Source organism: Hyunsoonleella ulvae, assembly GCF_016827605.1.
In the GTDB taxonomy this organism is placed as follows: Bacteria; Bacteroidota; Bacteroidia; order Flavobacteriales; family Flavobacteriaceae; genus Jejuia; species Jejuia ulvae.
The window spans coordinates 195,676-217,704 of sequence record NZ_JAEPJQ010000006.1 but is presented as its reverse complement, the minus strand read 5'-3'; the positions used below and the strand labels follow the sequence as shown (position 1 = coordinate 217,704).

The window sequence follows — 22,029 nt, the reverse complement described above, 5'->3', positions numbered from 1 at the left end:
GGTTAGCACTTACAGCTCCCAATAATGATGTATTCTTTAAAAAAGATATAACGGAAAGCCTGACCCCTTGTGGGTAACGCCCAAAACATCATAAAAATATTATTATTGCTCTGGCACAAGTCTTATAAGTCTTCCTGGACCTTCAACTAGAACATACATGTAGCCATCTTTACCCATATGCACGTCTCTAACGCGACCAATATCGTTTAGCAATTCTTCATGACCAGTAACTACATTTCCATCCATTTTTAAACGGTGTAAATACCTAAATTTTAAGGATCCTACAAAAAGGTCATTTTGCCATTTGCCATAAAAATTACCAGACAAAAAATCCATACCACAAGGCGCAATTGAAGGCACCCAATAGTGAATTGGTTGTTCCATTCCCGCCATTTCAGTTTGATCTGTAATAGGTGTACCATTATAATTAATACCGTAAGTAATTGTGGGCCAACCATAGTTATTTCCAGAATCCAAAATATTAATTTCATCGCCTCCTTGAGGACCATGCTCTCCCTCCCAAATAGCACCAGTAACGGGATGTTTTGTTAAACCTTGAGGGTTTCTTACCCCATAGCTAAAAACAGACCATTCGTGATCTTGCATATTGTAAAAAGGATTATCAGTTGGCACAGTACCATCATCCATTAACCTATGCACCTTGCCTACACCATTATCTAGAGCTTGAGGATACGTATCTCTATTACCACGATCTCCAACTGTTACATAGAGGTAACCTGCATTATCAAATACCAATCTTGAACCAAAATGGTTTCCACTAGTAAGGTATGGTAAGGCAGTAAAAATTTCCTGAACCCCTTCTAAAGTATTGCCAGACAAACGTCCACGCGCTACAGCTGTTGTTCTTTGATTGGAGTTATTTGGGTTTGGGCTAGAATAAGACAAATAGATATAAGTATTGTTCTCAAAATCAGGATGCAACATTACATCTAGTAAACCGCCTTGACCTTGTGCAACAACATTGGGAGTACCACTAATTTCTGATATTACACCTTTGCTGGTAACTCTAAAAAGGTTTCCTTCTCGTTGTGTAACTAAAAAATCTCCGTTTGGTAGCTGTACCATACCCCAAGGCACACCGTCAATTTGATTTGTTATGGTTTCTAATCTAAAAATAAGATCGTCTGATTCTATAGTACCTGAAAGGTTAGGGTTTTCAACCTCAATATCAGCTTTGGTTTTCCCTTCAATTTCTTGAAGAATATAATCAGCCAAATCCTTTATTTCTTGTGGAGAAAACGTGTTTTCGTAAGCAGGCATACCATTGGATTCATATCCAACAGTAATGGAGTTAGCAATATCTACAGAGGCATTACCATATAACCATTGCCTTTCTATAAAAGACTCAAATTTCTGTCCATGACAACCACCACAATGGTTTGTATAATTTATAGCTGCTTTAGTTAAATCAGCTACTACTTCTTCCTCTTCTTCTTGGATATCATCTTGAACAGTAGTCTCTGTTTGATTGGAGCAATTAAACACAAAAGTGATGAGGAGAACACTTAAAAAAGCTAATTTTAAATGGTTAAGATATTTCATAGCAGATAGGTTTTGGGGTTGCCGTAAGCTCTAATATAAGTCCTAAAAACACAAGTTTATACGACTAGTTATCTAATAGTTTTGCAATACTAATATAACGAATTTTATTGTTAAATTATTGCAAGTCAAAATACTATAGTAGTTTTTAGTTAAAAAAAGACTACCACTCTCGTAGCTTATCTAATTCAAGCTGAGCTTTCAACTCTTTTTCAGGAATAACTTTTAGGAAAGATGGATGCTGCTCAATAGCAAATTCTATTTTCTTTACAATTTCATCGGTAGTTTCATTATCGTAATCAATCTCTAAAGGTGCTTTTATTTCCATACTTTGTAGTATGTTTTTCTTTTTTATACGAAGCCCTTTCTTATCGAACGAACGTCTAAAACCATCTATAACAATAGGTACAACCATAGGTTTATAGCGCTTTATAATATGTGCAGTACCTTTTCTTATAGGCTTAAATGGTGTTGTAGTGCCTTGCGGAAAAGTAATTACCCAACCATCATCTAAAGCTTTCCCTATATTAGAAATATCACTCATTTTAACCTGTCGCTGTACATCTTTACCTTCAGAACGCCATGTACGCTCTATACTTACAGAACCTACATACGCCAGAATTTTAGGAAGCAAACCAGCTTTCATGGTTTCCTTAGCAGCAACATAATAAATATTGAGTTTTGGGTTCCACAGGTATCCAATATTTTTTATAGAATCTGTACGCCCACTTAAACTAGCGTTAAATACATGGAACATAGCCACAACATCAGCGAAATACGTTTGATGATTTGATATAAAAAGCACATTTTTATCTGGAAGATTTTTTATGATTTCCGAGCCCTCTATTTGTAGTTCATTAAATCCTCTAAAACGTCTGTGCGTCATCGCTCCTAAAATACGAATGAGCCATAGTTTTAAGAAAAGTATATGTCCGAAAGGATTTTTTTTAAATAATCCCATGTACTGTTATCTTGTTAGGGTTGGACGGCAAAGGTAATAAAACTATTATCTATGTCAATTTTGTAAGCACATCTTTAACCTCACTTAACATCATAGCTGTAGCTCCCCAAACAATAAACTCATTAAGAACAAATGCGGGCACCTCTATACCAATACTATATGAAGTTTTTATTGTAGTTTTAGTAAGGCTATCATCATTCATTAAATCAGATAATTTTACTTCAATTATTTGTTCAACTTCACTTTCCTCTTTTTTAAAAACAGGAGGTTTATCTAAAATACCAACAAAAGGCTGTACACAAAAATTACTTGGTGGTATATACACTTGAGATAATGGTCTTATCACTTCAATATCTGATATTGGTACACCAACTTCCTCAAATGTTTCTCTTAAGGCAGTTTCCTCTATATTTTCGTCATCAGGTTCCAACTTTCCCCCAGGGAAAGACACTTGGGCAGAATGCACGCCTTTATAGGTTTTTCGCAACATAAGCACAAAATATGTTTCATTTATATCATTAGGATAAAATAATGTCAAAACTCCAGCACGTTTGGCTTTTTTTAACTGTGCCTCAGAATACTTTGCAAAAGCCTTTCTTGTTGGTGGTACCATTTTAAAATGTGAAGATTCGGCAGGTAGCTCTATATTTTTTATTTTTGGAATCAGTTTTAAAAATTCATTAAATCTCATTCTTTATGCGCATTGTATTGTTTTTAATGATGTGTTGTTTTTTATTCAACTGTGAAGATAAACAATCTAAAGAGAAGCATTCTTTACAACCTAAAGATACCATAGCGGTAGAAAAGGGTAAAATAAAAACTGATACTACAAAAACTCAAGAATATCCTGTTTTAGATAGTCCTACTGCCATGGAATTCTTCTTACAATACGATAAACATCACAAAGAAAACAAGGTAAGAATTAGCACAGACTTTGGAGATATTGATATCTTATTATTTGAGGAAACTAAATTTCACCGTTCTAACTTTATCTATCTTACAAAACGAAACTATTTTAATGATACCCAGTTTTTTAGAGTGATTAATAATTTTATGATACAAGGCGGTAATGGCGACGATATGGCAACCGCTATTAAGCGTAGAAAGATTGGAAAATATTTACTGCCCAGAGATACCAATCGTGGTTTTAAACACGATCGTGGTACTATTTCCATGCCTAGTAGTGATATAGAGAACCCACACAAATTAGCATCCCCTTATCAGTTTTTTATAGTACAACAAAACGGTGGTGCACATCATTTAAATGGCGACTACACTGTTTTTGGTAAAGTAACAAAAGGAATGGATGTTGTAGATAAAATTGCTGCAGTGAAAACCGATGAAGCAGACTGGCCCCTTAAAAATGTTTATATTAAAAGTGTAGAAATTTTAGAATAAATATTACTTCTCCTCATGATAAATATTTGGTAACATTATTTTAAATTTCACAGCAAGTAACCTACATACAATTACTACCAAGCCAGAAATTATAAACACAAAATCCGTCTTTATTGGGAATTCTATTAAAACAAAATATGCTAAACCACCTAAAATACATGCAGTAGCATAAATTTCTTTTCTAAAAATCACAGGAATTTCATTACACAAAATATCACGTATTACACCTCCAAAACTAGCCGTCATAGTCCCTAAAGCAATACAAATAATTGGATGTAAATTAGCATTTAATCCTTTCTCAATACCAACTACAGTATATAAACCAATACCAATGGTATCAAATAAAAACAAAGAAGTTCTCAAGTAATTTATTTTTTTTCTAAAAATTATGGCAAAAACAGCAGAAGTCAGAATAGCATACGTATAATTCATATCTAACATCCAACTTACAGGTGTATTTCCAATTAATAAATCCCTAAGCGTACCACCACCAACAGCAGTAACAAATGCAATAATAAGTATACCAAACACATCCATTTTCTTGTGGAAAGCAACCAATACACCAGATATGGCAAAAGCAATGGTTCCTAATATGTCTAAAGTGTAAAACATTGTAATTTATTATTATGGCGTTACTTTTTGAGATCACGCCAAAGGCGTGATAAGCGATTCGCATGCTATTCAAGCCAATTGCATTGGCTTGAATAATGGCTCTCTGCTTACATATCTTGGGTATAAAAATTATAATCTTTTAAAATTACATCTATAAACTCAATATCGCTACTTTGCTTTACCTCTTTAATACCTACAACCTCAATAAGCTTAGTTCTAAGCTTTATTAAAGTTGAATAATCTTTAGCCGCTCTAGCCCTTGTAAATGTATCTTTGATAATACGTGCATCATTATCAGAAAGCTTAATAACATTAGGGTATGTAGGCCTATAATTTGTTCTTAATTGCTCTAAAATGGTATGATTTATATTTACCTTATCCTTTAAGCTAATTACTCCCGTTCCAGCTGCCATATCTCCAATGCGTTGTAGCTTTTTACTAAAAATAATTACAAAAAAACCAATGCCAAATATCCAAACATCTACTATCCTAAAAAACCATCGTACTACATAGTCTGAAAATGTAGCTTGAAACCCATCAATTTTTACTACCCTAATTTTTAAAGCCCTCTTCCCAAGGGTTTGTCCATCCATATAGGTCTCTAAAGCCAATGTATAAAACATCACAGGGAAACTCAATACAGTGTTAATACCTATTTGTGACCACTCATCCATTCCCTCAAATACTCCAAAAACTTTATTCAAAATAAGTAAGTAGCCAATTTTTATGGCTGTATCAATAATAAAAGCAACCAATCGTTCTCCAACTCCAGCAGCGGTAAACTTTATTTTTACATTTTGCGTCGTGTTAATTTGTAACTCTGACATTTTATATTTTAATTTATCTCGTATATGAGAGAAGTTGCATTTATTAAGCAAAATAAAGAAAAATGGTTGAGTTTTGAGACTGCTATTTTTAATAATGATTTTAAAGACCCTGACGAACTTGCTTCAAACTACATTCAACTTGTAAACGATTTAGCATACGCACAAACCTACTACCCTAAAAGTAAGGTAATTACCTATTTAAATCAGCTAGCAGCTAAAGCATTTCAAAAAATATACAAGACAAAACGACAAGACACTAACAGAATTATCGGATTTTGGAAAACAGAAGTACCTTTAATTTGCTACCAATACCGTAAATTTATTTATGTAGCTTTTATAATTTTTACAGTTTTCACGTTAATTGGAGTAATTTCCGCAGCTAATAATGCAGAATTTCTAAGATCAGTTGTTGGCGATAATTATGTTGACCAAACCATAGCAAATATTGAAGCTGGCGACCCTGTTGCTGTATACAAAAGTGGCAGTAATTGGGGGAGTTTTATAGGTATTACCATAAATAATCTTCGTGTTGGGATTATTGCATTTGTACTTGGAGTCTTTTTAGGTATCGGAACACTGTATGTTATGTTTAAAAACTGTATCATGCTTGGTTCTTTTCAATATTTCTTCTATGAAAAAGAAGTGTTTTGGGAAAGTGTTCGAGGTATTTGGATACATGGTGCTATGGAAATATTTGCCATAGTTATAGAATCTGCTGCAGGCCTAATTTTAGGTGCAAGTATCCTATTTCCAGCAACGCACTCTCGTTATACGTCATTTAAATCTGGCGCCAAAACAGGTATAAAAATTTTAATTAGCACATTTCCTTTTACGTTTGCTGCCGGTTTTCTAGAAGGCTTCATAACTAGGTACTCTAATATTATGCCCAATTGGCTATCAGTGGGTATTATACTAATTACACTGGCCATTATAAGTTACTACTATTTGGTATACCCATTTAAAGTACAAAAACAGATAACTCAAAACCTTTTATCTACTGTCGCTTAATGAAACAAAAATCAGTAAACATTGTATTGATTTTCATGCTTGTACTATTGAGCTATAAAGGATGGGGTTACCCTGTGGCAACTACTCAAGAACCTGAAGTATATCGTAGTTTTGAAGATGATTTTAAAGAACGCTACTCTAGTGACAGATATAACTACGAAGGTACCAAAGTAGTTAATAAAACAAGACCTGGTTCTGGGCAATACAAAGACTATGAAAAAGAAAAAGTAAAACCCAGAGAACGGGATAACTCTGAAAATGTCGTTATCAATCTTGGTCCGTTTGGGTGGTTATTTATTTTCATTCTTGTTGGTGCAGTTCTTTATTTAGCCTATGTTTTGTTAAATGAAGGTGGTACGGGCTTGTTTGCTAAAGGTAAAAACAAGTCTATAGACCATCATGATGAAATTACAGCAGAAAACATCGAACATGCAGACATTCATGCTTTAATAAAAAAAGCTGAAGACAGTAATGACTACAGGCTCGCTATTCGTTATTATTATCTTCTAACCTTGAAAACCCTTTCACTAAAAAATCATATTAAATTTGAGGATGATAAAACCAATGCAGAATACTTAAATGAAATAAGGGACAAACCGTTTAGTAAAGGATTTTCGTATGCTTCATACCTCTACAACTATATCTGGTATGGTAAATTTAACTTAGAAAAATTACAATATTCTAAGGCTAAAGATAATTTTACATCACTTTTAAATCAGGTAAAATAATGAAGAAACTTTTACCTGTCATATTAGTTATTATAGCTTTAATAGTAGTAATCGCCTTAACATTTAACGTAAAACGAACCCGAACCGTAGATTGGGAAGAATCTTTTAACGAAAAAAGTAACAAACCCTATGGTGTTAGTGTACTTTATAAAGAACTACCAAGACTATTTAAAGACTATAAATTAAGAACTGTTTACCATCAACCCTCTAGTTATCTCACAGCAAATTCTGAGTATGGTTATGGTGATCACGAAGCAAAAGGCAACTATATTATCATAGGAAACTCAGACTATCTTACGGACTTCTCCGTAAATAAGCTTCTAGAATTTGTAGATACTGGTAATACACTTTTTATTTCCGATTATTACTTTGCAGAAAAACTTCATGACACCCTTGATATTGATGTAGATTTTGAATACAACGCTAAGAATGATAGTATATCTTATTTGTCTTTTAAGAATAAAAACTTAAATACTATTAAAATAGATAAAAATGAGGGCGACTACTTTTTTTCGAGTTTTGATAGTATTAACTATACTATTTTAGGGCATTCTAAAACCGATAAAAAACGTGTTAATTTTATAAAAGTGCCTTTTGGAGAGGGCAACATTTTATTACATACCGAACCTAAAGCCTTCACAAATTATCATATTTTAAAAGACGATAGATATCAATATGTTGAAAGTGCTTTATCCTATTTACCAGATGATGATGTGTATTTTGATTCTTATTCCAAAAGACAAACACCCTATGGAGATGCCGAACAAGAATCTAACTTAACTTGGTTTTTAGACCAGTTATCGTTTCGTTGGGCGTGGTATACAGCTATTATTTTTATGATTTTATTCATGATTTTTAATGCCAAACGCCGCCAACGTATTATTAAAATTATTAAACCTCTACAAAACACCTCTTTAGCTTTTGTAAAAACTATTTCTAATTTATACATAGAAACTAAAGATTACAAAAACTTAATAGACAAAAAAGCAACTTACTTTTTAGAAAAAGTGAGAACAGATTTTAATTTAGACACTTCTACTCTAGATGAAGATTTTATAGAAAAACTGTCAGGTAAAGCTGGTAGGAAACAAGAAGATGTAAAGCAACTCATTAATTATATAAAATGGTTGCGAACAAAAGACGAACTTTCTGAGCAAAGTCTCGTAAAATTAAATAGATTTATAGAAGATTTTTACGCACAATAATTATGGACGAAAACAAAGCACAAGAAAACCACGAAGATTTTTTACCCAAACCAGCGCAAGATGTTGTCTCGTCTATAGACGACAGTGCTTTAAAAGATGAATCTAAAGACTTAGAATTTAAAAATCGATTGGATTTATCAGAACTGCAACAGAGCGTTGCTAAAATAAAAGCAGAAGTTGGAAAAGTAATTGTAGGTCAAAAAGATATGGTAGACATGCTGATAGCTTCGCTTTTAGCAAAAGGGCATTCTTTAATTGAAGGGGTTCCTGGTGTAGCAAAAACCGTAACTGCAAAGCTATTAGCAAAATCGTTAAGTGTAGATTTTAGTCGCATTCAATTCACACCAGATTTAATGCCTAGTGATATTTTAGGGACTTCTGTTTTTAACTTAAAAGATTCTGAATTCGAATTTAAAAAAGGGCCTATTTTCTCCAATATGGTATTGATAGATGAGATTAACAGGGCGCCTGCTAAAACACAAGCAGCGTTGTTTGAGGTAATGGAAGAACAACAAATTACTATAGATGGACACAAATATAAATTAGACATTCCGTTTATGGTTTTAGCCACTCAAAACCCTGTAGAACAAGAGGGCACCTACCGTTTGCCAGAAGCGCAGTTAGATAGATTTTTATTTAAGATTGATGTAGATTATCCAAATCTTGAAGAAGAAATAGAAATTTTATCCCGTGAACATGAACTAAAAGAAAACACAAAAACAGAACAGATTACTTCCTTTTTAACAGCAAAACAAATAGCTACATACCAAAGTCTTGTAAGCAAAGTAATAGTTGAAAAACATTTATTAAAATACATAGCAGAATTAATTGTAGCCACGAGAAGCAACCGCTTTTTATATTTAGGCGCATCCCCTAGAGCATCTATTTCAGTGTTAAAAGCCAGTAAAGCATTTGCTGCCATGGCAGGACGAGATTTTGTAACGCCAGAAGATATTAAACGTGCTGTAGTTCCTGTTTTACACCACAGAGTAATTGTAACACCAGAGCGTGAAATGGAGGGAGTAACCAGTAAACAAATCATTCAACAAATTATTGAAACAGTAGAAATTCCAAGGTAAGTTGGTAGTGTTAAGTAGGCAGTCCCAGTAAACAGTTAACGGTAATAATCAATTTATTGAAACTCTTTAAACCCTTTTACATACAACCCCGATTTTTTTATGCAGGTATAGGTATCGTTGTACTTTTTGCTATAAGCTACTTTATACCAGTACTTTTTAATATCGCACAACTCTGTATTTTGGTATTGCTGGGTTTATTTTTTCTTGATGTTTTAATTGTATTTATAGGACATCAAAAAATTGATGCTAGCAGAATTGTTCCTGATAAATTTTCTAATGGAGATGCTAATCGTATTACAGTAAATATTGCTAACAATTACCCTTTTATAGCCCATCTAGAAATTATCGATGAAATCCCAGAACAATTTCAAGTTAGAGATTTTAAACTTATTGATACGGTAAATCCTAGAAAGCAAAAAATAATCACTTACAGTTTAACTCCAAAAGAACGAGGCGAATATCATTTTGGATTTCTAAATGTGTATGCTTCATCTGCTATTCAACTAGTTGCCAAACGCTTTAAGTTTGATAATGGTGTTATGGTGCCTACCTATCCTAGTTTTAAACAGTTAAAGAAATTTGAACTGTTAAACATCAACAAAAATGCCATGGATTACGGACTTAAAAAAGTGCGTAGACTAGGTCATACCATGGAGTTTGAACAAATTAAAGACTATGTTTTAGGGGATGATCTTAGAACCATTAATTGGAAAGCTACTGCAAAGAAAAACCAGTTGATGGTAAATCAGTTTCAAGATGAAAAATCACAACCCGTATATTCCATTATAGACAAAGGACGTATAATGAAAATGCCTTTTGATGGATTAAGCTTATTAGACTATGCTATAAATGCTAGCTTAGTGATTAGCAATATCGTCTTAAAAAAACATGATAAAGCAGGTATGTTTTCATTTTCAAAAAAAATGGACAATATGGTTGTGGCGCAACGCAGAAGCGGACAAATGCAATTAATTCTTGAAGCGCTATACAATGTAAAGACCGATTATTTTGAAAGTGATTTTGGTAGACTTTACGCCAATGTAAAACGTCATATAACACACCGAAGCCTTTTATTAATGTATACCAACTTTGGTACTTTAAACGCATTAAACAGACAGCTTCCTTATTTAAAAGCTATAGCAAAAAACCATTTATTGGTAGTTATATTCTTTAAGAACACAGAAATTGACAAACTTTTAAATACCAAGGCAGAAACAGTACAAGATGTTTATGACAAGGTAATTGCTGAAAAGTTTGATTTTGAAAAACGCCTTATAGTTAATGAACTTAAAAAGTTTGGCATCTATTCCATCTTAACTACTCCAGAAAATCTAACAGTAGATACCATCAATAAGTATTTAGAAATAAAATCTAGAGGATTGCTTTAACAGCTGGTAGTATCAGTTTTCAGTTAAAGATAAAACTATAAATGCACCAAAAATTTGTCATCATCTCCAATTATCTCTTGTCTCTTGTCTCCTATCTTCTATCTCGAAAACTTACAACTCATCCACAAAAATTCATTTTAGTGTAGCATCTTTAAATTGCCTTACCCTTTATATTATAAGACAAAAATTAATTTACAATAAATCTCTATTTCTATAAGTTTAACTGATAGTTTTTATATTTTTATAGCTTAAACTTATACTATGACAATTACCCAATTATATTACGTTTTAGCAGTAGCAGAACATCAAAACTTTACAAAAGCAGCAGAAAAATGTTTTGTTACACAGCCTACTTTAAGTATGCAAATTCAAAAATTAGAAGACGAGCTTGACATTTTAATTTTCGATCGTAGTAAAAAACCTATTGAGCTAACCGATGTGGGTAAAAAAATTGTAACCCAAGCAAAAAATATAGTTAATGAATCTTATCGAATTCAGGATATTGTAGATCAACAAAAGGGATTTATTGGTGGAGAATTCAAACTAGGTATTATACCTACTATAATGCCTACATTGCTACCAATGTTCCTAAATGCTTTTATAAAAAAGTATCCAAAAATTAAACTTAAAATTGAAGAGCTAACTACTGAAGAAATTATACATCGTATTAACGAAGGACATTTAGACGCTGCCATTGCTGCTACACCTTTACAAAGTGAAAACATAAAAGAACGGGTATTATATTTTGAACCATTTGTAGCATTTATTCCCCCAGGACACAAACTACACACGCAAGACAAGATTAAAACCGAAGATTTAGTGATTGAGGATATGCTACTTTTAGAAGATGGGCATTGCTTTAGAGACGGTATTATTAATCTTTGTAAAGCTTTTAAAAATCACGATGATGATAAATTTCAGTTAGAAAGCGGTAGTATTGAAACATTAATAAAACTTTCTAATGAAGGTTTAGGCATGACGCTTTTACCTTATTTGCATACGCTAGATTTAAATGATAAGGATAAAAAAAATCTACATTATTTTGAAGAACCCTCCCCAGCCAGAGAAGTAAGTTTAATATACCACAAAAGTGAACTAAAAATGCAGATTATTGAAGCGATGCAAAGTGTAATCTCTGGAATTATTAGAGGCGCTATTAAGTTTCAGGATGTAAAAATAATAAGCCCCTTACCAAGTAAGTAGAACGCTAAGTAAACTCTAATTTAATCTGATTTCTATAGGGATATCAAAAACAGATAGATCACAAACAGTTTAAATACAACCCTAATGAAATGTCAAGGATTTTTATAAATTAAAAAGCGACCCGTAGGTCGCTTTTTTATGTTTTTAAATAGATTAGACATTGATTTAAGTCTGGGTTCTGCTGTACTAGAGAATTGATATAAATTTTAAGCTCTTCAATCTCGTAAGGCAACAATCTTTTTACCGCCTTTTGTACTTCTTTGCAAAACAATGTGGCGTCAAAACTCACTTTTTCCAGTACGGTTTTTGTGTACTCTAGCATTGCTCTTGCCATTTTTATGTTAGGTATTTTCGGTTTAATAAAATTAAGGTAGATTTTGGCTATATATTATATATGTTTTAATTGTTGTATAAAATTAAGCAAAAATTACACAATTCTATTATTTTAATAGGATTTTAACACAGTTAAAAACTATTATCTCCATCTAACAAATCTCCTAAGCCACCTAAAATACTACCTTCCCCTTTACCTTTTCCTCCAGCTCTTGGTGCAGAAGCTAAAACTCTGCCTGCTAGACGACTAAATGGTAAAGATTGTACAAAAACGGTTCCTGGACCTTGCAACTTGGCAAAAAACAGTCCTTCTCCCCCAAAAACTGTATTTTTAATACCACCTACAAATTCAATATCATAATCTACAGTTTGGTCGAAACCTATAATACATCCCGTATCGACTCTTAGTGTTTCCCCTGCTGCTAATTCTTTTTTAGCCATAGTACCTCCTGCATGTACAAATGCCATACCGTCGCCTTCTAATTTTTGCATGATGAAACCCTCGCCCCCAAATAAACCTCTACCTAATTTTTTAGAAAATTCTATCCCAACGCTTACGCCTTTCGCCGCACATAAAAATGCATCTTTTTGACAGATGAACTTTCCACCAAACTCTGTTAAATCAATCGGGATAATCTTACCAGGATAAGGAGATGCAAAAGACACATTACGTTTACCAACTAAAGTATTGTAAAAAGCTGTCATAAATAAGCTTTCTCCTGTAAGGATACGTTTTCCTGCGCCTAATATTTTACCCAGAAACCCAGTATCTTTTTGGGAACCGTCCCCAAAGATGGTTTCCATTTTAATCCCGTCGTCCATCATCATAAAACTGCCAGATTCAGCTACTACCCCTTCATTAGGATCTAATTCTATTTCTACATATTGCATTTCCTCTCCGTAAATGCGATAGTCTATTTCGTGTGAAGTCATTTTTAATTGATGTTTATATGTTTAACTGTTGATTTGTTTTAGATTCTGTAACTAATATTTATATCAACTTCCATGAACCAGGAAAGTATTTATAAATCCCGTTATCATAAGCATCCCAATACAGCAAATAATTATCATACCAAAATACATCTATAATTTGTCCAATTTTGAAATATCTGCCTGAACTGGTAGCATATTTTAACCTTTCAATTATATAGTCTTCGTCATCTAAATCAATACGCACATAAGGATACTCCAATAAAGTATAATCATTTCTCATTGGGCCTTTTTCTTTCCTATATTCAACAACTTCTGCCTTTATTTTTGTTGCTCTAGATCGAATCTCAATATGTTTAACCTTTGCATTCATAGAATACAAAAGAAATACTAACCCTAGGAATATTATATAAATTAACACAAATATTTAGATCTCATTGCATATAGTTAGTATCAAAAAGTAATTTAAAGTTACATTGAATAACTAACTCTTAATCTTAATACTCCACTCAAAATTAAAGGTAGATACTTCTACTCCTCCCTCATTAACACCAACGGACTTCATCCAAATGGTTTGCCCTGCTCCAGTTTCAATGGTCTTTTTTAGTGCTTCGTCTATTAAATGTCCGTCATTACATGTAAAGGTTATACGTCCTGTTGCTTTTTTTGTAAACGTTGCGTTATTAGTTGTTACTAACATAGATACCTTTTTACCAGATTCTTGGATTTTACCAATCATTAAGGCACCAGTAGATAATTCTGCTGCCATACCCTGTACTGCCCAAAACATGGATTTAAATGGATTTTGATTAATCCATCTGTGTCTTACTTTTATGATGCATTTCTCATCATCTAAATATTTTACACGTACACCACATAGGTATGCAGAGGGTAATTTAAACATGCTAAACGTATTTAATTTACTGGGTGTAAGCTTCATATATCCTATTTTAATTTGTACTAAGTTATGAAATTTAATGCTAGTTTGATATGTTAAAAAAATGTTAATTATAGTACTATGCGTAACAAAGTACCTGATTTTAGACATATATTTGCATAGGAAACTATTATATACTTTTGATACAATGAATAAAAAAGCTTTAAAAATTATACTTTCATTTATAATAATCACAACTTTTAGTTGCTCTCAATTTAGAAAGGAACTTAGCCAAATGAAAGAATTGAAAGAGGAAATATCTAGAGAATATGATATAGAAAATATTAAAATCAACATTACCAATCATCAGGATAAAGAACAAGTTCTAAATATATTGATTGGGGATTCTAAGTTTAACCATTATAACACTAAAAGTAAACAGAAACTAGCTTTTGAGATTGGAAAACTGGCATTTAAAGTATACAACCCATCAGATATTATCTTAGGAAAATTAACTTTTGAAAAAGAAAGCAATTACGGTTTAGTAAAAACATCTAGTTCTAATTCCTATAAAATGAAATAATTAAAAAATCATGTTAGACCAACACCAAAAAAACATCGCCACTTTTATTCATCTATCCTCCTTTAGTAGGTTTGTTGTTCCGTTAGGAAATTTTTTAGGTCCATTAATTTTATGGACCATAAATAAGGATAAGTCGGAATTTGTAGACCAACACGGAAAGCAGATTTTAAATTTTCAGATTAGTATTTTTCTTTATGCTATTATTCTTGGCACACTAACTATTCCGTTTTTTATTTTTAAAATATTTAGCGGTATGGACTTTATTGATTTTCATGGTTTTCATGATTTTCATATTTCTTTAGGCAAACCTTCTCCATTACTTTATGTTGGTGGTGGCTTAGGGGTTTTAGCTGTTATTGCTTTTATAGTAGAGTTGGCTTTAATTGTTATTGCAAGTTTAAAGGCCAGAGATGGCGAATTATATAAATATCCATTTACTATTAAATTTTTAAAATAATACACAACACACCCCTGACTCCCCTCTTAGTAGAGGGGACACTCAAACTTTAAAAAAATGACACATTATAAATACAACTATAAAATTTTTAATAAACAGACGTTACCGCGTTAGGGATTGTAGCGGCATCCTTTTTTGAGGCACGAGAAAAAGATATAGCAGAAAGCCCGACCCTTGTGGTAACGCCCAAATAATAAATTTCATCAAATCAATCAACCTGTGCTGAACTTGTTTCAGTATCAAAAAAATCAATCAAAAAATGAACAGTTTTTACAAAATTAACAGAATGACATTATGAAGATAGAAAACACAAAGGCACAAATGCGTAAAGGCGTTTTAGAATTTTGCATTCTCTCTGTCTTAAAAGACAATGATGCTTATGTTGCAGAGATTTTACAGACGCTAAAAGACGCTAAGTTGCTTGTAGTTGAGGGTACTATATACCCGCTATTAACGCGACTTAAAAATGCAGGACTTTTAAATTACAGATGGGAAGAGAGCACCTCTGGACCTCCAAGAAAATATTATGGATTAACCGAAACAGGTAAACTTTTTTTAAAAGAACTGGACACGACCTGGAACGAATTACGTAACGCAGTAAACATTGTAACTAGCCAAAAAACAACACAAAAATGAATAAAACAGTCAATATAAATTTAGCAGGTATCTTTTTTCATATAGATGAAGACGCATACCTAAAATTACAACGCTATCTTGAGGCTATAAAACGTTCATTTACAGACTCTCAAGGTCGATCTGAAATTATTGCCGACATAGAAGCACGTATAGCCGAACTTTTTAACGAGCGTGTGCAAAACGACAAACAAGTTATACGAATTAAAGAAGTAGACGAAGTAATTGCCATTATGGGACAGCCCGAAGATTATCTTGTGGACGACGAGATTTTTGAGGATGGCCCACAACAAACTTACAATCCTACTTCATCTAGACCAAGCAAAAAGCTATACAGAGATACAGATAACTCTTACGTTGGTGGTGTATCTTCTGGTTTAGGCCACTATTTTGGTGTAGACGCTGTTTGGATTCGTTTAGCTTGGATCATATTATTTAGTGCCGCTGGAACTGGAATTTTACTTTATATTTTACTTTGGATTTTGGTGCCCGAAGCTAAAACTACGGCTGAAAAGATAATGATGACTGGAGAGCCAGTAAACATTAGTAACATCGAAAAAAAAATTAAAGATGGTTTTGATACTGTAACGGAAACCGTGAGTGATGTTGCTAAAAATGTATCAGATTCCGTATCAAACGCAGCCCAAAAAGTAGATGTAAAAAAAGGAGCTAGCTCCATAAAATCATCCTCTAGAACGTTTTTTGAAACTCTTGGAGATGTTATTATGTTCTTCTTTAAAATATTTGCCAAAGTTATAGGTGCAATTTTACTTTTTGTTGGTTCTGTTACCGTAATTGCTCTTATTGTTTCATTATTTACAGTGGGAATTTCGGATGCCGTTAATGTCCCTGGGTTTGATGTTGTTGACGCAGCAAATTCGGCAAATACACCAATATGGTTGGTTTCGTTACTTGTACTTTTTGCCGCAGGTGTGCCTTTCTTTTTCTTAGCGTATTTAGGCTTAAAAATATTGGTAAACAACTTAAAATCTATTGGTAATGTTGCTAAATTCTCTCTGCTCGGATTATGGCTTATTTCTGTTATCGGACTAGTAGTTCTTGGTGTGAAACAAGCGAGTGAACATGCCTTTGATGCCAATGTTGTGGTAAAAGAACAAATAAATATTACAGCCAAGGACACCGTTTTTGTAAAAATGGTTGGTAATGACAATTATTACAGAAACAAGCGAGGCTATTTATACAGAAATGCTAATAGTTTTAAGATAGTACCTGATGAAAACGATGAAAAAATAATCTACTCATCTGATATTAGATTAATTGTTAGATCTACCAAAGACTCGTTAGCTGCATTGAGTATTGAGAAAAAAGCTGAAGGTAGCAGCTATGTAATTGCTAAGAAACGTGCAGAACAAATTAATTACAACTATGCCCTTAGCAATAAAGAATTGTTATTGGATGCATTCTTTACCACTGATTTTGAGAATAAATATAGAGATCAAGAAGTGGAGTTGATATTATATTTACCTGAAGGGTCAGTTTTATACGCTGATGATAATACCTATTCTTTCCACAGAAATACATCGTATTATAACGATATATTGGATAATGGACAGGAAGAGCATTATTTAAAAATTTTACATAACGACACCAAATGCTTGGATTGTAAAGAGGATACTTTTGAAGTAAATGTAGATACCGATGGTGTAAAAATAAATGAAGATGGTATTGAAATTGAAGATGGGGCAGACAAAGTAAAAATTAACGGTAATGGTATAAAAGTAGAGTCTGACGATGTTAAGGTTAATATTGATAGAAATGGTATTGACATAACATCTGACAATTAAAGTAAACTCCCTATTTCATTGAAATTATGGTAGAAACTAACCTCGGCGTATAAACGTCGAGGGGATTTAATTAAAATTAACAATTCATCATTAAAAATATACAGTTCGGTAGTAAAGTTTTAAAAAAATACCAAGTACAAAATATATTTGAACAACAAATAATTAAATAATCATCAATCACTTTAAAAACTAATAATCATGACAACACTAATCAGAATTATTGTTACCTCAATCTTAAGTTTACTTATGCTTTCTTGTGTCAATATCAATTGGAGTACTGGAGTAAAGGGTAATGGTAATGTGGTAATGGAAACCAGAGAGGTAACTGAATCTTTCTCTAAAATTAAAGCTACTGAAGGCTTAAGAGTTTACTTAACGCAGGATAACAAAGAAGCAATTACAGTTGAAGCAGACGAAAACCTCCAAGAACTTATTTTAACTGAAATTAAAGATGGTGTTCTTAAAATACATTGTAAAGAACAAATAGGAAAAGCTTCTTCTAAAAAAATTAACGTGAATTTTAAATCTATTACCAATCTTACATCAACCAGCGGTAGTAGTGTTTACGGTACAAATACTATTGCATCTGAAAATTTGGTTTTAAAATCCAGCAGCGGTAGCAGTATGAGAGTAAAGGTAAATGCTAATGATTTAACCTGCGATGCATCTAGCGGAAGTAGTTTAAAAGTTTCTGGAGAGGCTATTAGTTTAACTGCAGAAGCCAGTAGTGGTAGCAATATTAAAGCAGGGGATTTAAAAGCAGAGTCTTCTGAGGTGTCTGCATCTAGTGGTGCTAACCTAACTGTAAATACTTCCAAAGCACTAATAGCAAAAGCTTCAAGTGGTGGTGGTGTTAAATACTATGGCAATCCTGAAATGATAGATACTGACAAAAGTTCTGGAGGTAGCATTAGTAAAAGATAACCAACTAAACTTTGTGAATTTTTGCCACCTTAAACATTAATTGGTTTAGGGTGGTTTTATTTTATTACATACTACCTTTAATTAAGTGACTTCTTATTACTTAAGTGTGTCTAAATAAACAGAATAACGTGTTGAATGTACGTTATACCTTTTAACCCACTTAACATGAAAAGATATTTTTTAGTACTTACCCTAGCTTTTTTTGCTTCTATAAAAACTCACGCTCAAAACCTAGAAAAGGTTAAAGGTAACCGTCAAGTTACCATTGTAAATACTCAAATTGATGGCTTTCATACTATTGCTTTAGATGAAGATTTTGAAATTGACTTGATTTATAATAAAATCCCTTCTATTGAAATTGAAACAGACGAAAACCTACATGAAATAATTGATTTTATGGTAAGAGACAGTGTACTCTACTTTAACAAGCTAAAACGCATAACCTCAAAAAAGCGATTGCATATTAAAGTAAGTTATGACGATTTTTTACAACATATTGAAGTTACTGATAATGCTGAAATACATGGATTAACGCCTTTACATTTATATAACGCAACATTAAAAACTAGCGGTTCTTCTAAAGTTGGTTTAACTATAAAAACTGATAATTTTAATTTTGAAAGTATTGATAAAGCTAAAGTAAAGTTGAATGTTACAGCAGATACCTGTTTGGTTAATATGAGAGGTTCGGGAAAATTAGAGGCTTTAATAAACGCCCCAAAAGTTAATGCTTCTATATTTGAGAGAGCTAATGCCACTATTGAAGGTAATTGTGATACTGCTAATTTAGAACTAGATAATAATGCCTTATTTAACGGAAAGAATTTTACAATGAATAGCTGTAACGTTATTTGCAACATATCAAGTGATGCCTATTTAGAGGTTATTAAAGATATTACCATTGATGCTAATGGTTCGAGTGCTATATATCTATATCAAAACCCTAAAATTATCATTAATAGTATGACTGATACATCTAAACTTCAAAAGAAAGTTAAATAAAACTATTTTTCTGTGATTACTCTTAAGGCTACTCTATATCTAAATACGTTCCTTTAAAGCTTTGATTAAGTACCATAACTTGTAGCAATTTATCTTCAGAAAATCTTTTTACTTCAATTGAGGCTGCTCCATTAGCCATTTCTATTACCTCACTTCCCTTAGGTGTACCATGGCTTATAATAGCTTGTCCTCCATTTAAACATTGGAAATAAACACGTTCTTCATAATCTAAACACCTTAAACCGTTTCCATCAACTGCTGTAGCAGTTATTAAGTAATTACCATTCTCTAATTTTTTATGTTTTAGTGTCAAGCCTCTTGCTATACCATTTTTAGCAAACCTATAATTTACCTTTAAAGTGTCACTTACCTCCTTACCATCTTGGGTAAACCCAATAGATGTTAATAGGTTTTTACCTTCCTTGAAGTTTACATTCCAATTTAACCCTGCGGCAGGGAAATCTTTAGTATCACGGTTTCTTGTCCCTAAACTTTTGCCGTTTAAAAATAATTCCACTTTAGGGCAGTTGCTATAGACCGAAACATTTCTGGGTTTCCCTTTTGGGCCTTGACGTTCTGTCCACGTATGGGATTCTATATAAGTAAAAGGAGTTTCTCCCCAATAACTCTTGAACACGTAAAACGCATCTTTTGGCGTTCCTGTTCTATCTACCAAACCTTTTTGGTTCATATAAGGAATAGCATTTTCGGGACGAAGTGGCGTTCCAAAATCTTTAAACGCCCATTGTACATTACCCACAAAAGTGGAATCGTTCTCTGAAATTCGTAAATGCCAATCAAATAAATCTACAATATAGTTTTCACTCCAATCGCCTATCTGTGCAATATTAGCAACATCTGTTTGTACGATAGCTTCTTCCCAACCATCAGATTGAATTTTCCCTTCTCCAGTTATCGGGTTTTCAGTATGGCGTCCCACATGACTTGAGCCTCCATACTCGGCATGTAAAAAATGAGGGTATTCGGCTTTATATTGATCTATTGCTTTTTGATAACTTTTATAACTTCCCGAGTACCAACCAGACCATATTGAAGGCGAGAATACATCTACAATATGCGCTCCTTCGTAATACTTTCTAATAGCTGTTTTTCTTGACGGGTCTAGCTTATGTTCCAAATCATTGAGTTCTGTTAAAAATGAATTTATTTCCTGCCTATTATCTCCATTTTCAAAATCTGGCAACCAATAAATTTCATTACCTAAAGACCATAAAATGATACTGGGATGGTTAAAATTTTGAGTAATTATCTCTTCGAGCATGGCTTTAGTATTCGTTTTCCATGTATCATTACCTACCCCTCCTCTACACCAAGGCAATTCATCCCACACCAAAAGTCCCAATTCGTCGCAAGCTTTATAAACTTCTGGATCTTGTGGATAGTGTGCTAACCGCACAAAATTAGCCCCCATATCTTTTATAAGCTCCATATCTACCCTATGCTGTTCATTAGACATTGCTGCCCCAACACCAGCATGCTCTTCATGCCTGTGCGTCCCTCTTAATAAGAGACGTTCTCCGTTTAAATAAAATGCACCATGGTCTTTAAATTCAAACCATCTAAAGCCCACTTTTTCAGATAATGTGTCCTTTACAACATCAGTATCAACTAATTCTACATTTAGAGTATATAAGTTTGGAGCTGATGTATGCCAAAGTTGTGGGTTTTTAATATCTCTAAATATAATATTTGCTGAGTTTTCAGAGACATCAAACAATGATGTTTTAACTGTTACATTATTAGTATCAATTAATGACGCCTTAACTTTTAGGTTGGATTTTTTAGCGCCATTTATTGATACTGTTGCTATTAATTCTGCCTTCTCATAAGAAACGTTTGGTGTATTGATTTTTAAATCTGAAAGGTAAATTGTTGGATATGTTTTAAGCCACACATCCCTAGTAATCCCTCCAAATATGAAAAAATCACTTTTTTGTGATGGTATTACTTCTGGATTATAGCTATTATCTACTCTTACTAATACTTCATTTTTTCCTGATACTATAGCATTAGTGATATCCACAGAAAACCCTATATAACCTCCAACATGTCCTCCTACTTTAGTTCCATTAACATAAACTTCGCTTTCAATATTAACACCTTCAAAATATAGATGATAGGATTGACCATCCACAACTTCAGATATATCTAAATCCTTTTTATACCAACTCGCACTTCTCCTGTAACCAGGAGTTATATCTGTAGCATCTAATGCATTCCAACTATGCGGTAAATTTACTTCTTGCCAATTATTCTGCTTAAGAGCTTCTTTTAAATATTGAGTATTATTTTCTAAATAAAGCCAGTTTAAGTTTATATTAGTCTTATTCCTTGTATTAGTAGTAACATCGTTAACTTCTGAATCGCATGAAAACTGGGAAAGGCAACATAAAAGAACTACTAATATTCCTAAAAACGAGGATTTCAATTTCATCTTTTAAAACTTAAATAATGTAAAAACAATATAAGCAACAACATTGGGTGCTTAATAAATT

The 22,029-nt window shown here is 32.8% G+C and carries 23 protein-coding genes; 13 read left to right on the top strand and 10 right to left on the bottom strand.

Annotated elements, in window-relative coordinates; translation table 11 throughout:
• Positions 1-102: 102 nt before the first annotated feature.
• The 3 genes from JS605_RS15055 to JS605_RS15045 all read right to left on the bottom strand — a co-directional run bounded on the left by JS605_RS15055 (position 103) and on the right by JS605_RS15045 (position 3,212).
• Positions 103-1,563, bottom strand: coding sequence for a PQQ-dependent sugar dehydrogenase (locus tag JS605_RS15055; RefSeq protein ID WP_203258550.1), 1,461 nt, complete (start codon positions 1,561-1,563; stop codon positions 103-105).
• Positions 1,564-1,723: 160 nt separating this feature from the next.
• Positions 1,724-2,521, bottom strand: a complete 798-nt coding sequence (locus JS605_RS15050; protein ID WP_203258549.1) for a lysophospholipid acyltransferase family protein — start codon at positions 2,519-2,521, stop codon at positions 1,724-1,726.
• A gap of 49 nt (positions 2,522-2,570) precedes the next feature.
• A complete protein-coding gene (locus tag JS605_RS15045) occupies positions 2,571-3,212 on the bottom strand; it encodes an NUDIX hydrolase (protein ID WP_203258548.1) in 642 nt (213 codons plus the stop codon).
• 5 nt (positions 3,213-3,217) lie between these two features.
• Here JS605_RS15045 and JS605_RS15040 point away from each other — a divergent pair, with 5 nt between their 5' ends.
• Positions 3,218-3,919 (top strand): peptidylprolyl isomerase, encoded by a 702-nt coding sequence (locus JS605_RS15040; protein ID WP_203258547.1) that lies wholly within the window; start codon positions 3,218-3,220, stop codon positions 3,917-3,919.
• Positions 3,920-3,922: 3 nt separating this feature from the next.
• On the opposite strand, the gene JS605_RS15035 is transcribed toward JS605_RS15040, so the two are convergent.
• On the bottom strand, positions 3,923-4,531 hold the full coding sequence (locus JS605_RS15035; protein WP_203258546.1) for a trimeric intracellular cation channel family protein: 609 nt from the start codon (positions 4,529-4,531) through the stop codon (positions 3,923-3,925).
• 107 nt (positions 4,532-4,638) lie between these two features.
• Positions 4,639-5,358, bottom strand: coding sequence for an RDD family protein (locus JS605_RS15030; protein WP_203258545.1), 720 nt, complete (start codon positions 5,356-5,358; stop codon positions 4,639-4,641).
• A gap of 24 nt (positions 5,359-5,382) precedes the next feature.
• On the opposite strand from JS605_RS15030, the gene JS605_RS15025 reads away from it, so the two are divergent.
• The 6 genes from JS605_RS15025 (at position 5,383) to JS605_RS15000 (ending at position 11,969) form a co-directional block, all read left to right on the top strand.
• Complete coding sequence (locus JS605_RS15025) at positions 5,383-6,366, top strand: stage II sporulation protein M (RefSeq protein WP_203258544.1); 984 nt, start codon at positions 5,383-5,385, stop codon at positions 6,364-6,366.
• Positions 6,366-7,094, top strand: a complete 729-nt coding sequence (locus JS605_RS15020; RefSeq protein ID WP_203258543.1) for a hypothetical protein — start codon at positions 6,366-6,368, stop codon at positions 7,092-7,094. Before JS605_RS15025 ends, JS605_RS15020 begins: the two co-directional genes overlap by 1 nt.
• On the top strand, positions 7,094-8,299 hold the full coding sequence (locus JS605_RS15015; protein ID WP_203258542.1) for a DUF4350 domain-containing protein: 1,206 nt from the start codon (positions 7,094-7,096) through the stop codon (positions 8,297-8,299). The genes JS605_RS15020 and JS605_RS15015 overlap by 1 nt, the downstream gene beginning before the upstream one ends.
• 2 nt (positions 8,300-8,301) lie before the next feature.
• Complete coding sequence (locus JS605_RS15010; protein ID WP_203258541.1) at positions 8,302-9,378, top strand: AAA family ATPase; 1,077 nt, start codon at positions 8,302-8,304, stop codon at positions 9,376-9,378.
• 56 nt (positions 9,379-9,434) lie between these two features.
• The gene (locus JS605_RS15005) at positions 9,435-10,766 is read left to right on the top strand and encodes a DUF58 domain-containing protein (protein ID WP_203258540.1); all 1,332 of its coding nucleotides are present in this window, start codon (positions 9,435-9,437) and stop codon (positions 10,764-10,766) included.
• A 261-nt stretch (positions 10,767-11,027) separates the two neighbouring features.
• A complete protein-coding gene (locus JS605_RS15000; RefSeq protein ID WP_203258539.1) occupies positions 11,028-11,969 on the top strand; it encodes a LysR substrate-binding domain-containing protein in 942 nt (313 codons plus the stop codon).
• Between the two features lie 136 nt (positions 11,970-12,105).
• On the opposite strand, the gene JS605_RS14995 is transcribed toward JS605_RS15000, so the two are convergent.
• From JS605_RS14995 to JS605_RS14980, 4 genes are all read right to left on the bottom strand, one after another.
• Positions 12,106-12,303, bottom strand: coding sequence for a hypothetical protein (locus JS605_RS14995; protein ID WP_203258538.1), 198 nt, complete (start codon positions 12,301-12,303; stop codon positions 12,106-12,108).
• 131 nt (positions 12,304-12,434) lie between these two features.
• On the bottom strand, positions 12,435-13,235 hold the full coding sequence (locus JS605_RS14990) for a TIGR00266 family protein (protein WP_203258537.1): 801 nt from the start codon (positions 13,233-13,235) through the stop codon (positions 12,435-12,437).
• 58 nt (positions 13,236-13,293) lie between these two features.
• Positions 13,294-13,605 (bottom strand): hypothetical protein, encoded by a 312-nt coding sequence (locus JS605_RS14985; protein WP_203258536.1) that lies wholly within the window; start codon positions 13,603-13,605, stop codon positions 13,294-13,296.
• 111 nt (positions 13,606-13,716) lie between these two features.
• Positions 13,717-14,172: a DUF4442 domain-containing protein gene (locus JS605_RS14980; protein ID WP_203258535.1), complete on the bottom strand. Its 456-nt coding sequence runs from the start codon at positions 14,170-14,172 to the stop codon at positions 13,717-13,719.
• 232 nt (positions 14,173-14,404) lie between these two features.
• Here JS605_RS14980 and JS605_RS14975 point away from each other — a divergent pair, with 232 nt between their 5' ends.
• From JS605_RS14975 to JS605_RS14950, 6 genes are all read left to right on the top strand, one after another.
• Positions 14,405-14,692 (top strand): hypothetical protein, encoded by a 288-nt coding sequence (locus tag JS605_RS14975; RefSeq protein ID WP_203258534.1) that lies wholly within the window; start codon positions 14,405-14,407, stop codon positions 14,690-14,692.
• Between the two features lie 10 nt (positions 14,693-14,702).
• Complete coding sequence (locus JS605_RS14970) at positions 14,703-15,149, top strand: DUF4870 domain-containing protein (protein ID WP_203258533.1); 447 nt, start codon at positions 14,703-14,705, stop codon at positions 15,147-15,149.
• A gap of 294 nt (positions 15,150-15,443) precedes the next feature.
• Positions 15,444-15,785, top strand: coding sequence for a PadR family transcriptional regulator (locus JS605_RS14965; protein WP_203258532.1), 342 nt, complete (start codon positions 15,444-15,446; stop codon positions 15,783-15,785).
• Complete coding sequence (locus JS605_RS14960; protein WP_203258531.1) at positions 15,782-17,587, top strand: PspC domain-containing protein; 1,806 nt, start codon at positions 15,782-15,784, stop codon at positions 17,585-17,587. Before JS605_RS14965 ends, JS605_RS14960 begins: the two co-directional genes overlap by 4 nt.
• Positions 17,588-17,785: 198 nt before the next feature.
• On the top strand, positions 17,786-18,511 hold the full coding sequence (locus tag JS605_RS14955; RefSeq protein ID WP_203258530.1) for a head GIN domain-containing protein: 726 nt from the start codon (positions 17,786-17,788) through the stop codon (positions 18,509-18,511).
• 165 nt (positions 18,512-18,676) lie between these two features.
• The gene (locus tag JS605_RS14950) at positions 18,677-19,513 is read left to right on the top strand and encodes a GIN domain-containing protein (protein ID WP_203258529.1); all 837 of its coding nucleotides are present in this window, start codon (positions 18,677-18,679) and stop codon (positions 19,511-19,513) included.
• Between the two features lie 28 nt (positions 19,514-19,541).
• Here JS605_RS14950 and JS605_RS14945 read toward each other — a convergent pair whose 3' ends face one another.
• Positions 19,542-21,968 carry a glycoside hydrolase family 2 protein gene (locus tag JS605_RS14945; RefSeq protein ID WP_203258528.1) on the bottom strand — a complete coding sequence of 809 codons (2,427 nt, stop codon included), beginning with the start codon at positions 21,966-21,968 and terminating at the stop codon, positions 19,542-19,544.
• Between the last annotated feature and the right edge of the window lie 61 nt (positions 21,969-22,029).

Excerpts from the sequence above, each read along its gene's own strand:
- JS605_RS14985 (WP_203258536.1), bottom strand. The coding sequence starts at position 13,605 with ATGAATGCAAAGGTTAAACATATTGAGATTCGATCTAGAGCAACAAAA.
- JS605_RS14975 (WP_203258534.1), top strand. The coding sequence starts at position 14,405 with ATGAAAGAATTGAAAGAGGAAATATCTAGAGAATATGATATAGAAAAT.
- JS605_RS14970 (WP_203258533.1), top strand. The coding sequence starts at position 14,703 with ATGTTAGACCAACACCAAAAAAACATCGCCACTTTTATTCATCTATCC.
- JS605_RS14950 (WP_203258529.1), top strand. The coding sequence starts at position 18,677 with ATGAAAAGATATTTTTTAGTACTTACCCTAGCTTTTTTTGCTTCTATA.
- JS605_RS14995 (WP_203258538.1), bottom strand. The coding sequence starts at position 12,303 with ATGGCAAGAGCAATGCTAGAGTACACAAAAACCGTACTGGAAAAAGTG.
- JS605_RS14945 (WP_203258528.1), bottom strand. The coding sequence starts at position 21,968 with ATGAAATTGAAATCCTCGTTTTTAGGAATATTAGTAGTTCTTTTATGT.
- JS605_RS14980 (WP_203258535.1), bottom strand. The coding sequence starts at position 14,172 with ATGAAGCTTACACCCAGTAAATTAAATACGTTTAGCATGTTTAAATTA.
- JS605_RS14990 (WP_203258537.1), bottom strand. The coding sequence starts at position 13,235 with ATGACTTCACACGAAATAGACTATCGCATTTACGGAGAGGAAATGCAA.
- JS605_RS15010 (WP_203258541.1), top strand. The coding sequence starts at position 8,302 with ATGGACGAAAACAAAGCACAAGAAAACCACGAAGATTTTTTACCCAAA.
- JS605_RS15015 (WP_203258542.1), top strand. The coding sequence starts at position 7,094 with ATGAAGAAACTTTTACCTGTCATATTAGTTATTATAGCTTTAATAGTA.
- JS605_RS15035 (WP_203258546.1), bottom strand. The coding sequence starts at position 4,531 with ATGTTTTACACTTTAGACATATTAGGAACCATTGCTTTTGCCATATCT.
- JS605_RS15045 (WP_203258548.1), bottom strand. The coding sequence starts at position 3,212 with ATGAGATTTAATGAATTTTTAAAACTGATTCCAAAAATAAAAAATATA.
- JS605_RS14960 (WP_203258531.1), top strand. The coding sequence starts at position 15,782 with ATGAATAAAACAGTCAATATAAATTTAGCAGGTATCTTTTTTCATATA.
- JS605_RS15030 (WP_203258545.1), bottom strand. The coding sequence starts at position 5,358 with ATGTCAGAGTTACAAATTAACACGACGCAAAATGTAAAAATAAAGTTT.
- JS605_RS15055 (WP_203258550.1), bottom strand. The coding sequence starts at position 1,563 with ATGAAATATCTTAACCATTTAAAATTAGCTTTTTTAAGTGTTCTCCTC.
- JS605_RS15025 (WP_203258544.1), top strand. The coding sequence starts at position 5,383 with ATGAGAGAAGTTGCATTTATTAAGCAAAATAAAGAAAAATGGTTGAGT.
- JS605_RS15020 (WP_203258543.1), top strand. The coding sequence starts at position 6,366 with ATGAAACAAAAATCAGTAAACATTGTATTGATTTTCATGCTTGTACTA.
- JS605_RS15000 (WP_203258539.1), top strand. The coding sequence starts at position 11,028 with ATGACAATTACCCAATTATATTACGTTTTAGCAGTAGCAGAACATCAA.
- JS605_RS14965 (WP_203258532.1), top strand. The coding sequence starts at position 15,444 with ATGAAGATAGAAAACACAAAGGCACAAATGCGTAAAGGCGTTTTAGAA.
- JS605_RS15050 (WP_203258549.1), bottom strand. The coding sequence starts at position 2,521 with ATGGGATTATTTAAAAAAAATCCTTTCGGACATATACTTTTCTTAAAA.
- JS605_RS15040 (WP_203258547.1), top strand. The coding sequence starts at position 3,218 with ATGCGCATTGTATTGTTTTTAATGATGTGTTGTTTTTTATTCAACTGT.
- JS605_RS14955 (WP_203258530.1), top strand. The coding sequence starts at position 17,786 with ATGACAACACTAATCAGAATTATTGTTACCTCAATCTTAAGTTTACTT.